Origin of the sequence: Stenotrophomonas sp. Y6 (assembly GCF_022436665.1) — a bacterium.
Classification (GTDB): Bacteria; Pseudomonadota; Gammaproteobacteria; order Xanthomonadales; family Xanthomonadaceae; genus Stenotrophomonas; species Stenotrophomonas acidaminiphila_A.
The window spans coordinates 275878-291236 of the sequence record NZ_JAKUKB010000001.1; the positions used below are offsets into that span (position 1 = coordinate 275878).

The window sequence follows — 15359 nt, forward strand, 5'->3', positions numbered from 1 at the left end:
CGCTCAGTGTCCCGGCACCGGAGAAAGCGCCACGCAAGGCGCCGTCCGACGGCAACGCCGGCCGGTGCCGCTGCACGGCACGCCGGTCATGAAGCGATGCACACGCCCAGCGAGCGGCTCTTGGCGCGGTACATGGCCGCATCGGCGGTGCGCAGGTAGTCATCGATCGTCTTCAGCCCGGACTGGCTGCTGACCAGGCCGATGCTGGCGCTGCTGCTCACCGTATGCGGGCCGATCAGGTACGGCACCTCCAGCGCCGCGACGATCTGCCGCGCACGCTCGGCCGCTTCGCCGGGATCGATCGATTCGAGCAGCAGGTTGAACTCGTCGCCACTCATGCGCGCGACCAGGTCGGCGTTGCGCACGCACGATTCAAGACGCCGCGCCACCTGCTGCAGCAACTGGTCGCCGACATGGTGGCCCAGGCTGTCATTGACCGCCTTGAACCGGTTGAGGTCCAGCAGCAGCACCGCGAACATGGTGGTGCCACCACGCGCCGGCCCGTCGGCCCCGGCCGCGGATTCGCCGCGGTGCACGGCGATGGCATGCGCCAGGCGGGCCCGGAACAACGGCCGGCCCGGCAGGTTGGTGAGCGCGTCGTAGGAGCTGCCGCGTTCGGCCAGGTCGCTGAGCGAGCCGGCCATGCGCACGGCAACGCCGTCGTCGAATTGGGCCACGCCGCGCCAGTTCACCCACACCAGCCGCCCGGAACCATGGAAGGCGCGGAAATCCACCGAGAAATTCGGGCTGTTCCCCGACAGGTGGCGGCGGTAGGCCAGCTGCACGCGCGCACGGTCGTCGGGGTCGATGAGCTGCTGCAGGAAGTGCCAGCCACCGTGATGCACCGGCTCGCCGTCGTCCATCCCCACGATCCGGCGGAAGCGCTCGGACACGTGCATGACATCGCTGCGCAGGTCCCAGTCCCAGATGCCGTCATTGGAGCCAAGGGTGGCCAGCGCATAACGGTTGTCCGAGCGCAGCAGTTCCAGCTCGGTGTGCTTCTGGCGGGTCACGTCGATCATCAGCCCGATCATGCGGTTCGGCCGGCCCGGCTCGACCACCGCCCGGCACAGGTCGCGCACCCACACCACCTTGCCGCACTTGGCGATCAGCCGGTAGCTCATCTCGTAGGCGTAGCTGTGCGTGGCGTTGTACGCGGCCTCGTCGATGACCAGCGCCTCGGCCAGGTCGTCGGGATGCACGCGCGAGCGCCAGAAGCCCGGATCGGCGCGCCATTCCTCCACCGTGTAGCCGAACAGCCGCTCCACCTGCGGGCTGAGGAAGGTATTGCCCACCCCGCGCTCGGCCTCCCAGACCACGCCGTCGATGGTTTCCAGCAACCGCAGGAAGCGCTGGCGGACTTCCACCAGCACCTGCTCGGTGACCTCGGTGACCTCGATCAGCACGCCCTGGCGGCTGAGCACCCGCTCGGCCTCGTCGGTCTCCGGCTGCAGCTGCAGCCGCACCCAGCGGTAATCCCCGTCGGCGAACCGCAACCGGAACACCGGCATGCCCGAGCGCAGGGTGCCGGTGTCGTCGGGATGCACGAATTCAAGCAGGGACCGGCCGAGCGCCGCCTCCACCGCATGCCCGGTGAGCGTGTGCCAAGCCGGATTGAGGTAGGTGATCGCCCACAGCGCATCGGTCTGCACCACCGCCTCGGGCAGCAGTCGCAGCAGGCTCGTGGAGGGCGTGAGGGCGGACATACGGGGCTATGGTCACCGAGCGCCAGCGGGCAGTCCAGCGGCGGCCCGCGCGGGCGCTCATCCTGGCGGATGCACCTGCGCCCGCCGCCGCTACCCGCGTGGCCGCGCAACACCCCCAATTCCGACGCGCCATGCCGTATGCGGCGGACCGCACGGCATGATATCCGCCCGGGTGACCCGGCTGCGGGCCAGCGGGCATCACCGGGTGCGCCCGGCAAACCGGCGAGGCCCGTCTTCGGGCCCTGCCGCCGCGGCCAATCACATGTTCCGCCGGTACTCCCCGCCCACGTCGTACAGCGCGTGGCTGATCTGGCCGAGGCTGTGGGTCTTGACCGCTTCGATCAACGCCGCGAACACATTGCGGCGCTCGCGCGCGGTGTTCTGCAGGTAGGCCAGGCCGTGGCCATCGTGGACACCGGCGTCGCTGCAGGCGCTGCCAGCCACCTCGTGGCTGTGCGAGGTCTCGCCGGCCGGGGCCAGGGCATTGCGGTTGCGCTGCCAGTTGCGCACGTTCTCGATCTGCTGCCCCTTCTCCTCCTCGGTCGAACGGATCAGCTCGATCTCGGTCGCCACTTCGCCGGCATGCTCCTTCGGCAGGAACATGTTGACGCCGACCAGCGGCAGGCTGCCATCGTGCTTCTTGTGCTCGTAGTACAGGCTCTCTTCCTGGATCTTGCCGCGCTGGTACATGGTGTCCATCGCGCCGAGCACGCCGCCGCGTTCGCTGATCGCCTCGAATTCCTTGTAGACCGCTTCCTCGACGATGTCGGTGAGCTTGTCGACGATGAAGCTGCCCTGCCAAGGGTTCTCGCAGAAGTTCAGCCCCAGCTCCTTGTTGATGATCATCTGGATCGCCACCGCGCGGCGCACGCTTTCCTCGGTGGGCGTGGTGATGGCTTCGTCGTAGGCGTTGGTGTGCAGGCTGTTGCAGTTGTCGAACAGGGCGTACAGCGCCTGCAGCGTGGTGCGGATGTCGTTGAACTGGATCTCCTGCGCGTGCAGCGAACGGCCGGAGGTCTGGATGTGGTATTTCATCATCTGGCTGCGCTCGTTGGCGCCGTAGCGCTCACGCATCGCGCGCGCCCAGATGCGGCGGGCGACGCGGCCGATGACGGTGTATTCCGGGTCCATGCCGTTGGAGAAGAAGAACGACAGGTTGGGCGCGAAGTCGTCGATCTTCATCCCGCGCGCCAGGTAATACTCGACGATGGTGAAGCCGTTGGACAGGGTGAAGGCCAGCTGGCTGATCGGGTTCGCGCCGGCCTCGGCGATGTGGTAGCCGGAGATCGACACCGAGTAGAAGTTGCGCACGCCGTGGTCGACGAAATATTGCTGGATGTCGCCCATCATGCGCAGCGCGAACTCGGTGGAGAAGATGCAGGTGTTCTGCGCCTGGTCTTCCTTGAGGATGTCGGCCTGCACCGTGCCGCGCACCGTGGACAGCGTCTCGGCCTTGATCCGCGCGTAGGTGTCGGCGTCCACCAGCTGGTCGCCGGTGACGCCGAGCAGGCCCAGGCCGAGGCCGTTGTTGGTCGGCGGCAGTTCGCCGTGGTACTGCGGACGGGCACGGCCTTCGAACATCGCCGCGATCTTCTTCTCGGCCTCGGCCCAGCGCGCCGGGTCGGCCTTCAGGTACTTCTCCACCTGCTGGTCGATGGCGGTGTTCATGAACATCGCCAGGATCATCGGCGCCGGGCCGTTGATGGTCATCGACACCGAGGTGGTCGGCGCGCACAGGTCGAAGCCAGAGTACAGCTTCTTCATGTCGTCCAGGGTGGGGATGTTGACCCCGGAGTTGCCGATCTTGCCGTAGATGTCCGGGCGCGGCGCCGGGTCCTCGCCGTACAGGGTGACGCTGTCGAAGGCGGTGGACAGGCGCGCGGCCGGCTGGCCCACGCTCAGGTAATGGAAGCGGCGGTTGGTGCGCTCGGGGGTGCCCTCGCCGGCGAACATGCGGATCGGGTCCTCGCCGCTGCGACGGTACGGGTAGACGCCGCCGGTGTACGGGTAGGAACCGGGCAGGTTCTCCTTCTGCAGGAACACCAGCAGTTCGCCCCAGCTGCGGTAGGTGGGCGCGGCGATCTTGGGAATCTGCTGGTGGCTCAGCGACTCGCGGTAGTTCTCCACGCGGATGGTCTTGCCACGCACCTGGTATTCGTTGACCTCGTCGGTGATCGACTTCAGCCGCGCCGGCCATTCGCGCAGCAGGCGCAGGGCTTCCGAATCCAGCGACTGCGCCGCGTCGTTGTAGCGCTGGCGCAGGGTGCGCAGGCTGGTGTCGGCGGCGGCATCGGTCAGGGCGTCGGCCGGGTACAGGTCCAGCGCCGCCGGCAGCGCGGCGTCGCCCAGCTCTTTCAGCGCCTGCCAGCAGCCCTGGGCGCGCTCGGCCACCTCGGCCTGCGATTCGATGCGGGCATTGATGGCACGGCCCTGCTCGGCGATCTCGGCCAGGTAACGCACCCGGCTGCCGGGAATCAGCACGGTCGCGCGCGGCTCCTTCAGCGTGGTGTCGATGGCCGGCATCCAGTCGCAGCCGCCCTGCGCTGCGGCCTCCGCGTTCCCGGCGCCGCGCTTGTCGCGCAGCAGCCGGCACAGGTTGGCGAACATCCAGCTGATGCCCGGGTCGTTGAACTGCGAGGCGATGGTCGGGTACACCGGCACGTCCTCGTCCTTCATCGCGAACGCCACGCGGTTGCGCTTCCACTGCTTGCGCACGTCGCGCAGCGCGTCCTCGGCGCCGCGCTTGTCGAACTTGTTGAGCACCACCAGTTCGGCATAGTCGAGCATGTCGATCTTTTCCAGCTGGCTGGGCGCGCCGAAGTCGCTGGTCATCACGTACATCGGGAAATCGACCAGATCGACGATCTCCGAGTCGCTCTGGCCGATGCCCGCGGTCTCGACGATCACCAGGTCGTAGGCCAGCGACTTGAGGAAACCGATGCAGTCGCGCAGCACGGTATTGATCGCCGCGTGCTGGCGGCGTGTGGCCATCGAGCGCATGTACACGCGCGGGCTGCGCAGCGAGTTCATGCGGATGCGGTCGCCCAGCAGCGCGCCACCGGTGCGGCGGCGGGTCGGGTCGACCGAGACCACCGCGATGCGCATCTGCGGGAAGCTGGCCAGGAAGCGGTTGAGCAGTTCGTCGGTGACGCTGGACTTGCCGGCGCCACCGGTGCCGGTGATGCCGATGACCGGGGTCCTGCCGCCGGCCAGCTGCCACTGCCGGCGCAGGTGCGCCAGTTCCGCGTCGCCGAAAGCGCCGTCCTCCAGCCGCGACAGCATGCGGCCGATGGCGATCTCGTCGCCGATGCCGGGCACGCTGGCGTCGTCCGCCGCCGGTGCCGTGTCGCGGGCGTCGCCGGCGCGCCGGACCACGTCCTCGATCATCTCCACCAGCCCCATCTTCATGCCGTCGTTGGGGTGGTAGATGCGCTCCACGCCGTAGGCCTGCAGTTCGCGGATCTCCTCCGGGGTGATGGTGCCGCCGCCGCCACCGAACACGCGGATGTGGCCGGCGCCGCGCTCGCGCAGCATGTCCACCATGTACTTGAAATACTCGACATGGCCGCCCTGGTAGGACGACAGCGCGATGGCGTCGGCGTCTTCCTGCAGCGCCGCGCGGACCACGTCTTCCACCGAGCGGTTGTGGCCCAGGTGGATCACTTCCGCGCCCTGCGCCTGGATCAGCCGGCGCATGATGTTGATGGCCGCGTCATGGCCGTCGAACAGGCTGGCGGCGGTGACGAAACGCAGCGGGCTGGTTTCCGTCTGCGTCTGCGGGAGGTGGGGGGCGGGAGTACTCATGGGCCGTGCGACATCTCGGTTTCTGTTGAAACCGATGATAGAGCCGCGCGCCGCGCAGGTCAGGTTGCAGCGCAGCGTGACCCGGCCGCCGTACCGCCCCGCCCCCCGGCGGCTGCGCCCCCTTCGCGGCCGGCGGCAGCCTGAACATGCGCTGGCCGCCGAATGCTTTAGAATGGCCGCCCGCGACCCGTCACCGCCACGACGAAGTCGCATTTTTGTTTTCTGGCCCACCAGTTGTCTGCAGGATCACGGACGTTGTCGCAGTAACGCCCATCGGAGCTTCCATGCTTTTCGAAACCCTCGCCACTTCCGGGCACGAACAGGTCGTGTTCTGCCACAACCGCGATGCCGGCCTGAAAGCGATCATCGCCATCCACAACACCACCCTGGGCCCTGCCCTGGGCGGGGTGCGCATGCGGCCCTACGCCAACAGCGACGACGCCCTGCGCGACGTGCTGCGGCTGAGCCGCACCATGACCTACAAGAACGCGCTGGCCGGGCTCAACGTGGGCGGCGGCAAGGCGGTGATCATCGGCGACCCGCGCACCGACAAGAGCGAGGTGCTGTTCCGCGCCTTCGGCCGCCAGGTCGAAGCGCTGGGCGGGCGCTACATTACCGCCGAGGACGTCGGCAGCGACGTCAACGACATGGAGCAGATCTACCTGGAGACCGGCTATGTCACCGGCGTGCACCAGGTCCATGGCGGCTCCGGCGACCCGGCCCCGTTCACCGCCTACGGTGCGCTGCAGGCGCTGATGGCCTCGATCAACCGCAAGTTCGGCCACGAGGAAGTGGGCAAGGTCAGCATCGCCGTGCAGGGCCTGGGCCACATCGGCATGGAACTGGTGAAGCTGCTGCGCGAGCGCGGCGCCAAGCTCTACGTGACCGACCTGGACCCGGTGCTGGTGCAGCGCGCGGTCACCGAGTACGGCTGCGAGGCGATCAAGCCCGATGCCATCTACGACGTCGCCGCCGACGTGTTCGCGCCCTGCGCGATGGAAGGCGCCATCGGCATGGAGGAGCTTGACCGGCTCAAGGCCAAGGTCATCTGCGGCACCGCCAACAACCAGCTGGCCAGCCATGCGGTGGGCGACGAACTGCATCGGCGCGGGGTGCTGTGGGCACCGGATTACGCGGTCAACGCCGGCGGCGTGATGAACGTGTCGCTGGAGATCGACGGCTACAACCGCGAGCGCGCCATGCGCCTGATCCGCAGCATCTACCACAACCTCGGCCGCATCTTCGACGCGTCCGAGCGCGACGGGATCTCGCCGCAGCGTGCGGCCGACCGCATCGCCGAGGCCCGCATCGAAGCCATCGGCAAGCTGAAGATGCCGCTGGGCCGCGCCACCCCGCGCATGAGCCGCCTGCGCGGCGAATAGCCAGCGCACCCGGCCGGCACAAAAAAGGCGGGCGACCCGGTCGCCCGCCTTTTGCATGTCCGCCGCCGCTGGCTCAGAACCCGCGCATGAACCGCAGCGACAGCTGCCGGTTGTCGCCGCGTCCGCCCAGGCGCTGGTCGTAGCCCAGCGACAGCTGCGCATCGCGCGCGACCCAGGCATCGAGCGACACGCCGAACAATCCGGCGGCGCGTGCGGGCTGCAGGCCATACAGCGGCGCCCAGGCATCGATGCCGGTGAAGCGTGCCTGCAGCGGCCCGGCGCCGGCGGACAGCGCCTGCTGCCACTCGGCGTAGCCGCCCAGCTGCAGCCCGCGCCAGCGGTAGTCGGCGCGCAGGCCGGCCAGGCCGCGCACCTGGCTGGCCTGCCAGCCGCCGGCGCTCAGCCCGAACCCGTAGCCGCCCTGCTCCTGGAACGCGTCGCTGTCGATGCGGGCGTAGTCGGCGCCCAGGTACGGGGTGAACGCGCCCCGTCCCAGCTCGAAGCGATAACCGGCCTCGGCGCTGCCGGACAGGAAGCGGCCGGCGTAACGCGCCATCACCCCGGCACGTTCGCCGCCCAGCAGCAGGCCGCGATCCAGCTCGCGCTGGTAGCAACCCACACCGAGCTGCCCGAGCGCGTATGCCTGGCCCCACTGGCGCCCGGCATAGAACCGGGCCTGGGTCTGGCGGTCGCGGCCGCGGTCACCGGCCTCGCCGCCGGCCAGCTGCGCCTGCACCTGCCCGAACGCGAAGCCCACCCGGGCATCGCCCATGCCGGTCTCGCGGCCCAGCATCCAGCCGCCCAGGCGGTAGTCGCCGCCGGCAAGGCCGCCCTGGCCGCCCTCCCCCAGCGAACGCGACCAGGCCCCGTCGGCGCGGCTGCCGTCCTCGCCGAACTGGGTAGACAAGGCCCGCCGGTTCATGTCGATGCTGTCGAAGGTCATCGCCAGCGCCAGCGCATGCGCTTGGCCGGTGAGGCTGCGCAGGCTCGCGCCCAGCCCGTCGAAACCGCCACCGCCACGCTGCAGGGCGCTGGCACCGGCCGCAAACGCACCTGACTGCAGGGTCACATCGCCATCGAGCAGCTCGAAGGCCTGCTCCACCCGTTGCGCCGCGGCCATCGCCGCGGCATCCGCGCCCGCCACCCGCGCGGCCGCGGTCACGTTGACCCGCTGCAGGTCCAGCCAGGCATTGTGGCTGTCATAACCGTAGCCGGCCTGCAGCAGTGCAACGCCGGCATTCTGGGTGGCGGCAGGGGCCGCGTCGAACTGGCCGCTGACACCGCCATCGGCGCGGATCAGGCCCTGCCGCGTGCCGTCCTGTGGCACGTAACCGGGCACCACCCCGTTGATCAGCACCCCGCCGCCCTGCAGGGTTGCGCTGCCGGTGACCTGCAGCGCATTGACGCCCAGCGCGATCAGCAGGCGGGAACCGCTGCGCTGCAGGTAATCGCCGTCGATGATGCTGCTGTTGCCACCGCCAAGCATCACGATGCTGGCACCGTTGTCGACATTGCCGGTCACCCGGGTGGCACCGCCCATGAACTGCAGGGCTGCCTGCGTCGGATCGGACCGCGGCACGAGGGTGACGCTGGAGCGTATCGAGGCGCCATCGCGCAGGGCCAGCGTGCCCTGTTCGATGCGGGTGGCGCCGCCGTAGGTATTGGCACCAGCCAGGGTCAGCGCCCCTGCGCCGCGCTTGACCAGCCCGCCGGCGCCGCTGATGTCATTGCTCCAGACCGATCCCAGCCCCAACTGGTTGACGTCCACCGTCACGTCGCCCCAGTCGAACCGGGCCGGGCCCTTCACCGCCTTGCCGACGTTGAGCAGGCCATAGCCGAACACCGCATCCGGGCCGGGATCGCCCAGGTCGGTGGCGGTGCCCAGCAGGGTCTGCCGCACCAGGTTGTTGTCGAAATACGGGAACGCCTGCCACACCAGCGCCGCCGCGCCCGATACCAGCGGCGCGGCGTAGGAGGTGCCGCTGCCGTAGTAGTAGGACAGGTTCGACGCCGTGGCGCTGGGCCCCACGAAGGCGGACGTGCCCGGCGCCACCAGGCAGTAGTTGCGGGCCACGCCGCAGGCGTTGGAGTAATCGGCCAGGCGCCCCGGGTTGGCCGTGTCCAGCGCCGCCACCGCCAGCCAGCCACGCTCCAGGTCGGCCGCCGGGCGCGAGCCATTCTCGCCCGGCTGGCTGGGCAGCGCGGCCATGTCGCTGGGATTGGCGCGCGATTCGTTGCCGGTGGCGAACACCACCAGCCCGTCGTTGCCGGCGATGAACGGGCGGTACTCGGCGGCGATCTGCGCCGTCACCGTCGGCCGCGTCCAGTACAGCCCGCCCCAGGAGTTGTTCATGATGCGCACGCCGGCGCGGATCAGGTCGTCATGGACGCCGCCCATGCCCAGGCCACCGGTGACCTCGTTGCCCTGCCCGGAGCCATCGTCCTTGGGCCGCTCGTCGTTGATGATGCGCGCCGAGACGATCTGCGCGCCCGGCGCGATGCCCCCGGGCCATTGCCCGGTGGCCGCACCGGCGGCCAGCTGCGCCACCGTGGTGCCATGACCGACCACGTCGTCCACCGCCAGATTGTTGCGGCGCGGATCCACGTAGCTGAAATTGGCCACCACCCGCCCGGCCAGCGTGGGATGGTTGCGCATCACGCCCGAATCGACCACGCCGATGCGGACGCCGGCACCGGTGAAGCCGGCGGCCTGCGCGGCGCGGGCGTTGGTCAGCGCCAGATGCGCGTCCATCGCCGGCTGCGGCGTGGTCGAAGTGGGCGGCGGCGAGGTCGGCGGCGGACTGGGCGGCGGTGGCGGGGTCGATTTGCTGCCACCGCCGCCGCCGCAGGCGGCCAGCGCCAGTGCCATCGAAGCGGCCAGTGCGGTGTGGCCCCTGAACGTGTTGCGCATGCCCTCTCCCCCATGACTGGCCGGACACCGGTATCCCTGCGGACGGGGCCACCGGCCGGCCATGCGGTGGCTCACCTTCTATACTGCAACGACAAACCGCTGTCTGCCGGGATGTGCCGTTGGTCCAATGGGCACCCCGCCGGCGGCTTTCGATAATCGTTGCAGGATACAACCGAGACCGCACATGTCCGACATCGTCATCGCCGCCGCAAAGCGCACCGCCATCGGCTCCTTCCTCGGCCAGTTCAACGGCGTCCCCACCCCGACCCTCGGCGCCACCGCGATCCGCGCGGCCATGGAGCAGTCCGGCGTTGCCGCCGCCGATGTGTCCGAAGTGATCATGGGCTGCGTACTGCCGGCCAACCTCGGCCAGGCGCCGGCGCGCCAGGCATCGCTCGCCGCCGGCCTGCCGGCCAGCACCGGCTGCACCACGCTCAACAAGGTGTGCGGCTCGGGCATGAAAGCGATCATGCTGGGCCATGACCTGATCAAGGCCGGCTCGGCCAGCATCGTCGTCGCCGGCGGCATGGAGTCCATGTCCAACGCGCCGCACATGATCCCGAACTCGCGCACCGGCAACCGCTACGGTAACTTCCAGGCGGTGGACCACATGGCCTGGGACGGCCTGACCAACCCCTACGACGGCCAGGCCATGGGCGTGTTCGCCGAAGGCACCGTCGCCAAGTTCGGCTTCACCCGCGAGGAGCAGGACGCCTACGCCATCGAATCGGTCAAGCGCGCGCAGGCCGCGCAGGCCACCGGCGCGTTCAAGGACGAGATCGTCGCGGTGAAGGTGGCCACCCGCAAGGGCGAGGTCGAGGTCGACCAGGACGAACAGCCGGGCAGGTCCGACATCACCAAGATCCCGACCCTGAAGCCGGCCTTCAAGAAGGACGGCAGCGTCACCGCGGCCAGTTCCTCCAGCATCTCCGACGGTGCCGCCGCGGTGGTGCTGATGGACGCCGCCGACGCCGCGCGCCGCGGGGTGCAGCCGCTGGCCCGCATCGTCGCCCACGCCACCTACGCGCAGGAGCCGGAGTGGTTCACCACCGCGCCGATCGGTGCGGTCAGGCAGGTGCTGGACAAGGCCGGCTGGCAGGTCGGCGACGTGGATCTGTTCGAGATCAACGAAGCCTTCGCGGTGGTGGCGATGGCGCCGATCCGTGAACTCGGGATCCCGCATGACAAGCTCAACGTCAACGGCGGCGCCTGCGCGCTGGGCCATCCGATCGGCGCCTCGGGCGCGCGCCTGGTGGTCACGCTGGTCCACGCCTTGCGCAGCCGTGGCCTCAAGCGTGGCGTCGCCTCTCTCTGCATCGGCGGCGGCGAAGCAACGGCCATCGCCATCGAATTGATTTGATTGGACTTAATGCCTTTTTTACAAAAATGAATGCGCGGTCGCTTGACAGCCCAAACGGGCTTGTCATCATGTTTAAGGCGCGCAATGGCGCGTTGCCTAATCTAACGACGAGGATTCACACAATGAGCATCAACAAGCTGCTGATCGCGATGGCCCTGGGCCTGGCCCTGGCCGCCTGCTCGAAGCAGGAAGCTGCCCAGGACGCCGCTGCTTCGGCCAACGAAGCCGCCACCGACGCCCAGGCCGCCGCTGACCAGGCTGCTGCCGCCGGCGCCGAAACCGCCGACGCCGCCCAGGCTGCTGCCGACACCGCCGCCACCGCTGCTGACGCCGCTGGTGACGCCGCTGCCGCCGCTGCCGGCGCCGCCACCGACGCCGCTGCCGGCGCCGCTGCCGACACCGCCAAGGCTGCTGAAGACGTGGCCGACAAGGCCAAGGACGCTGCCGAAGAAGCCAAGAAGTAATAACTTCTGCTTCGACGCAAGTCGGAAAAGCCGCTGGTTCGCCAGCGGCTTTTTTTTTGCCTTCTCCCGCCTGTTCCCCGCGGCCACAGGGGCCAGGCGCGCGCGCCACCCAGCCGCGGATCGCCCAAGGCGCCGATGGCCGGCGCAGCCGGCGGTGCCGGGTCGGCGTTGACGCAATCTGAATCCGCGTCCGCCTACGCTGCGCGCGTCGTCCCCCAAACCCAGGAGAACGCGATGAAGCTGTTTGTACCGCTGCTGGCCGGCAGCCTGATGCTGGCCCTGTCCGCCTGCAACGACCCCAATGCCGAACAGGCCAAGCGCGATGCCGAAGCCGCGGCCGACCACGCCGCCGATGCCGCGCGCAACGCCGGTGAGTCGGCGGCCGACGCCGCCCACAGCGCCGCCGACCGTGCCGCCGACGCCACCCGCGAGGCCGCCGCCAAGTCGGAGCATGCGCTGGACCGCGCGGCCAACGCCACCAGCGCCGCGGCCGAAGATGCGTCGGCGGCCGCCAAGGAGGCCGCGGCCGATGCCAGCGCCGCCACCGCCAACGCCGCGCAGAAGGTCGCCGACGAAGCGCACGACGCGGCCGAGAAGGCGCGCCAGAAGGCGGACGACGCCAAGCACTGATCGTCCCCACCCCGTCGCGCAGCCGTCCCTGGCGGGCGGCTGCGCGATCCCTGCGACGGCGGCGACGCCGTCCAGCGACCTGTCCGGCGCCGTGGATGCCGGTTACCGAGGCCAGCGCGCTCAGGGTGCCGGCACGGCCCGCTCCAGGATGTCCGCGAACGCCACCGACGCATCCAGCATGCCGTAGGCGGGCGGCAGCGGCGCCGCCAGCCGCGCGGCCACGAACAGGCCCGCCACCGGGCTCCCGGCCCGCAGCAGCGTGGCCGCCTGCAGCAGCAGCGCCAGCGAAGCGGCCACGCGCCGTGCCGCGGCTTCGGCCACCGTTGCCCCGTCCAGCAAGGGCGGCAAGGCCTCCAGCGCCGCGTCGTAGGCCGCCTCGCGCCCACGCGCCTGCTCCAGTTCGCGCAGCAGCGCCTGCCGCGATTGCGGTTCGCGTGACAGCGCGCGCAGCACGTCCAGGCATTGCACGTTGCCGCTGCCTTCCCAGATCGAATTGAGCGGCGCCTGCCGGTACAGCCGCGGCAGCATCGATTCCTCGATGTAGCCTGCACCGCCCAGGCACTCCTGCGCCTCGTTGACGAAGCCCGCCGCGCGCCGGCAGACCCAGAATTTGCCGAGGGCCGTGGCGACGCGCGCGAACGCCGCTTCGGCGGGGTCGCGCGCGGCCGCATCCACCGCGCGCGCGACCCGCAGCGCCAGCGCGGTGGAGGCCTCCGATTCCAGCGCCAGGTCGGCCAGCACGTTGGCCATCAGCGGCTGCTCGACCAGGCGCCGGCCGAAGGCGCGGCGGTGCCGTGCATGGTGCAGCGCCTGGGCCAGCGCCATGCGCATTTCCGCGGCCGCGCCGAGCATGCAGTCCAGCCGCGTCAGCATCACCATCTCGATGATGGTCGCCACGCCGCGCCCTTCGGCGCCGATGCGCCTTGCCCACGCGCCGCAGAACTCGACCTCGCTCGAGGCGTTGGCCCAGTCGCCGAGCTTGTCCTTCAGCCGCATCAGCCGGAAGCCGTTGCGCGCACCGTCGGGCAGGCGCCGCGGCATCAGCAAGCAGCTCAATCCGCCCGGCGCCTGCGCCAGCACCAGCCAGCCGTCGGACATGGGCGCGGACAGGAACCACTTGTGCCCGACCAGCGAGTATTCGCCCTCGCCGGCCAGCGGCGTCGCGCAGGTGCGGTTGCTGCGCACGTCCGAGCCGCCCTGCTTCTCGGTCATGCCCATGCCTATGGTGATGCCGGGCTTCTGCGCGATGGGCAGGTCGCGCGGGTCGTAGTGCGGCGCGGCGGCCTTGGCCGCCCACTCGGCCAGCGCCGGTTCGCGGCGCAGCACCGGCACCGCGGCATGGGTCATGGTCAGCGGGCAGCTGCTGCCCGCCTCCGCCTGGTGGTGCAGGAAGCTCAACGCGGCGCGCGCGACGTGCGCGCCCGGTTGCGGCTGCCGCCACGACAGCCCGGCCACGCCGTGCGCCTTGGCCGCGTCCATCAAGCGGTGCCAGGCGGGGTGGAAATCCACGGTGTCGATGCGCTGGCCCTGCGCGTCGTGGGTGCGCAGCAGCGGCCGGTTGCGGTTGGCGTCGAAGCCGAGCCGGTACAGTTCGCCGCCAGCCAGCGCGCCGTAGTCGTCCAGCGCCGTGGCGAACGCGCCGCCGCCTTCGCGTGCGACCGCCTCGCGCAGCACCCGGTCGTCGCGCCACAGGTTGCATTCGGGAAACGGCGGCGGCTGGTTGAATACCACGTGGGTTTCGAACGGCGCTGCTTCGGTGTTCATGGCCGGCCCCTGCGCACGGGAGGATGCCGTCCATTCTGCCGCACGCCGGGACCGCGCCGTACGGCGCCGGGGCGGCCGGCTCAGCCGCCGGTGGCCAGCGCCTGTACGAACCCGGGCGCCAGCGGCAACGTGCCGAACACCCCCTGCTGGGTGCCGCTGAGCACGCGCAGCATGTGCCCGCGCCCGCCCGGCATGCGCCCCAGCGGCCCGAACAGGAGATCGCGCGCATGCGCGATCCAGTCGCGGTCGGACTGGAACAGCGGCGTCAGCCAGCGGCTCCAGAACTGGTACAGGCGCACATGCGCCTGGCGGGTTGCCTGGTAATGCGCCAATGCCGCATCGAGGTCGGGCTGCCCGCGCAGTGCGTCGCGCAGGGCCAGGGCGTCGAGCAGCGCCATGTTCACGCCCTGCCCGAGCTGCGGACTCATCGAATGCGCGGCGTCGCCGGCCAGCACCAGGCGGCCGCGGTACCAGCGGTCCAGCACCGCGTCGCGGTAGCTGGCCCGCGCCAGCTGCGACGGCATGCCGATGTCCTGCATCCGCAGCCGTGCCTCCGGCCACAGCTGCGCGATCTCGTCGAGCCAGGGCGAGAGCCCGGCCCGCTCCCAGGCCTCGAAGCCATCGCCCGGCAGGCTCCAGAAGAAGCTCAGCCGCGGCACCGCGTCGCCGGGGCGCGTGCCCACCGGCAACAGGCCGATCATCCGCCGCGCGGCCACGTAGCGCTGCCGCAGTTCGTCGACGAACGGCCAGTCGCCGGCCGGCAGCAGGCACCACAGCGCGCCCCACGGGTACGGGCGGTCCAGCCGCGTGCCGCGCACCTGCGCGCGCAACGCCGACGCCGCGCCGTCGGTGGCGACCACCAGGTCGAAGGGGCCGTGCCACTGCCCGTGCTGGTCGCGTACCCGGCGCAGGCCGTCGTCGATGGCGCCGATGCAGCAGTCCACGTGCAGTGCGTCGCCAGGCTCCCACGCCGCGTCCAGCAGCGCGAACAGCGCCCCGCGCTGCATGCCCACCCCGTGCAGGCGCGCATCCAGCCCGGCATAGCGCATGTCCATCACCGCGCGCCCGCACGGGGTCTCGCCGTACAGGCGGCGTACCGCCGCGCCATGGGCCAGCACCTGCGGCAGCAGGCCCATCCGCCACAGCACCTGCAGCCCGCTGGGCTGCAGCAGGAAGCCGGCGCCCACCGGCCCGGGCCGCGGCGCGCGTTCGAATACCTGCACGCGGTGGCCGTCGCGCGACAGCAGCACGGCCAGCGACTGGCCGGCGGTGCCGTAACCGACGATGGCGATATCCAGTGACCTGTTCATTGCGTTCCCCGGAGGCGGCCGGCTAAAA

The 15359-nt window shown here is 70.4% G+C and carries 9 protein-coding genes; 4 read left to right on the forward strand and 5 right to left on the reverse strand.

Annotated features, from left to right (window positions below; translation table 11 throughout):
- Positions 1 to 86 precede the first annotated feature (86 nt).
- Positions 87 to 1706 carry a sensor domain-containing diguanylate cyclase gene (locus tag MKP15_RS01375; protein ID WP_240211548.1) on the reverse strand — a complete coding sequence of 540 codons (1620 nt, stop codon included), beginning with the start codon at positions 1704 to 1706 and terminating at the stop codon, positions 87 to 89.
- Positions 1707 to 1964: 258 nt separating this feature from the next.
- Complete coding sequence (locus MKP15_RS01380; protein ID WP_240211549.1) at positions 1965 to 5510, reverse strand: methylmalonyl-CoA mutase family protein; 3546 nt, start codon at positions 5508 to 5510, stop codon at positions 1965 to 1967.
- A gap of 284 nt (positions 5511 to 5794) precedes the next feature.
- Here MKP15_RS01380 and MKP15_RS01385 point away from each other — a divergent pair, with 284 nt between their 5' ends.
- Positions 5795 to 6892 carry a Glu/Leu/Phe/Val dehydrogenase dimerization domain-containing protein gene (locus MKP15_RS01385; protein WP_104938427.1) on the forward strand — a complete coding sequence of 366 codons (1098 nt, stop codon included), beginning with the start codon at positions 5795 to 5797 and terminating at the stop codon, positions 6890 to 6892.
- Positions 6893 to 6965: 73 nt separating this feature from the next.
- Here MKP15_RS01385 and MKP15_RS01390 read toward each other — a convergent pair whose 3' ends face one another.
- Entirely contained in the window at positions 6966 to 9803 is a 2838-nt protein-coding gene (locus MKP15_RS01390; protein ID WP_240211550.1) for an autotransporter serine protease, read from the reverse strand.
- Positions 9804 to 9987: 184 nt separating this feature from the next.
- Here MKP15_RS01390 and MKP15_RS01395 point away from each other — a divergent pair, with 184 nt between their 5' ends.
- The 3 genes from MKP15_RS01395 (at position 9988) to MKP15_RS01405 (ending at position 12257) form a co-directional block, all read left to right on the forward strand.
- Positions 9988 to 11163 (forward strand): thiolase family protein, encoded by a 1176-nt coding sequence (locus tag MKP15_RS01395; RefSeq protein ID WP_240211551.1) that lies wholly within the window; start codon positions 9988 to 9990, stop codon positions 11161 to 11163.
- Between the two features lie 122 nt (positions 11164 to 11285).
- Complete coding sequence (locus tag MKP15_RS01400) at positions 11286 to 11627, forward strand: hypothetical protein (RefSeq protein WP_054664409.1); 342 nt, start codon at positions 11286 to 11288, stop codon at positions 11625 to 11627.
- 234 nt (positions 11628 to 11861) lie between these two features.
- Entirely contained in the window at positions 11862 to 12257 is a 396-nt protein-coding gene (locus MKP15_RS01405; RefSeq protein ID WP_240211552.1) for a hypothetical protein, read from the forward strand.
- Between the two features lie 120 nt (positions 12258 to 12377).
- Here the strand turns inward: MKP15_RS01405 and MKP15_RS01410 are convergent, their stop codons facing one another.
- Positions 12378 to 14021 carry an acyl-CoA dehydrogenase family protein gene (locus MKP15_RS01410; RefSeq protein WP_240211553.1) on the reverse strand — a complete coding sequence of 548 codons (1644 nt, stop codon included), beginning with the start codon at positions 14019 to 14021 and terminating at the stop codon, positions 12378 to 12380.
- An 80-nt stretch (positions 14022 to 14101) separates the two neighbouring features.
- A complete protein-coding gene (locus MKP15_RS01415; protein ID WP_240211554.1) occupies positions 14102 to 15331 on the reverse strand; it encodes an NAD(P)/FAD-dependent oxidoreductase in 1230 nt (409 codons plus the stop codon).
- Positions 15332 to 15359 lie beyond the last annotated feature (28 nt).

Bases quoted from the DNA above. Each gene is read 5' to 3' on its own strand.
- MKP15_RS01415 (WP_240211554.1), bottom strand. From the start codon at position 15,331: ATGAACAGGTCACTGGATATCGCCATCGTCGGTTACGGCACCGCCGGC.
- MKP15_RS01380 (WP_240211549.1), bottom strand. From the start codon at position 5,510: ATGAGTACTCCCGCCCCCCACCTCCCGCAGACGCAGACGGAAACCAGC.
- MKP15_RS01390 (WP_240211550.1), bottom strand. From the start codon at position 9,803: ATGCGCAACACGTTCAGGGGCCACACCGCACTGGCCGCTTCGATGGCA.
- MKP15_RS01405 (WP_240211552.1), top strand. From the start codon at position 11,862: ATGAAGCTGTTTGTACCGCTGCTGGCCGGCAGCCTGATGCTGGCCCTG.
- MKP15_RS01400 (WP_054664409.1), top strand. From the start codon at position 11,286: ATGAGCATCAACAAGCTGCTGATCGCGATGGCCCTGGGCCTGGCCCTG.
- MKP15_RS01375 (WP_240211548.1), bottom strand. From the start codon at position 1,706: ATGTCCGCCCTCACGCCCTCCACGAGCCTGCTGCGACTGCTGCCCGAG.
- MKP15_RS01385 (WP_104938427.1), top strand. From the start codon at position 5,795: ATGCTTTTCGAAACCCTCGCCACTTCCGGGCACGAACAGGTCGTGTTC.
- MKP15_RS01395 (WP_240211551.1), top strand. From the start codon at position 9,988: ATGTCCGACATCGTCATCGCCGCCGCAAAGCGCACCGCCATCGGCTCC.
- MKP15_RS01410 (WP_240211553.1), bottom strand. From the start codon at position 14,021: ATGAACACCGAAGCAGCGCCGTTCGAAACCCACGTGGTATTCAACCAG.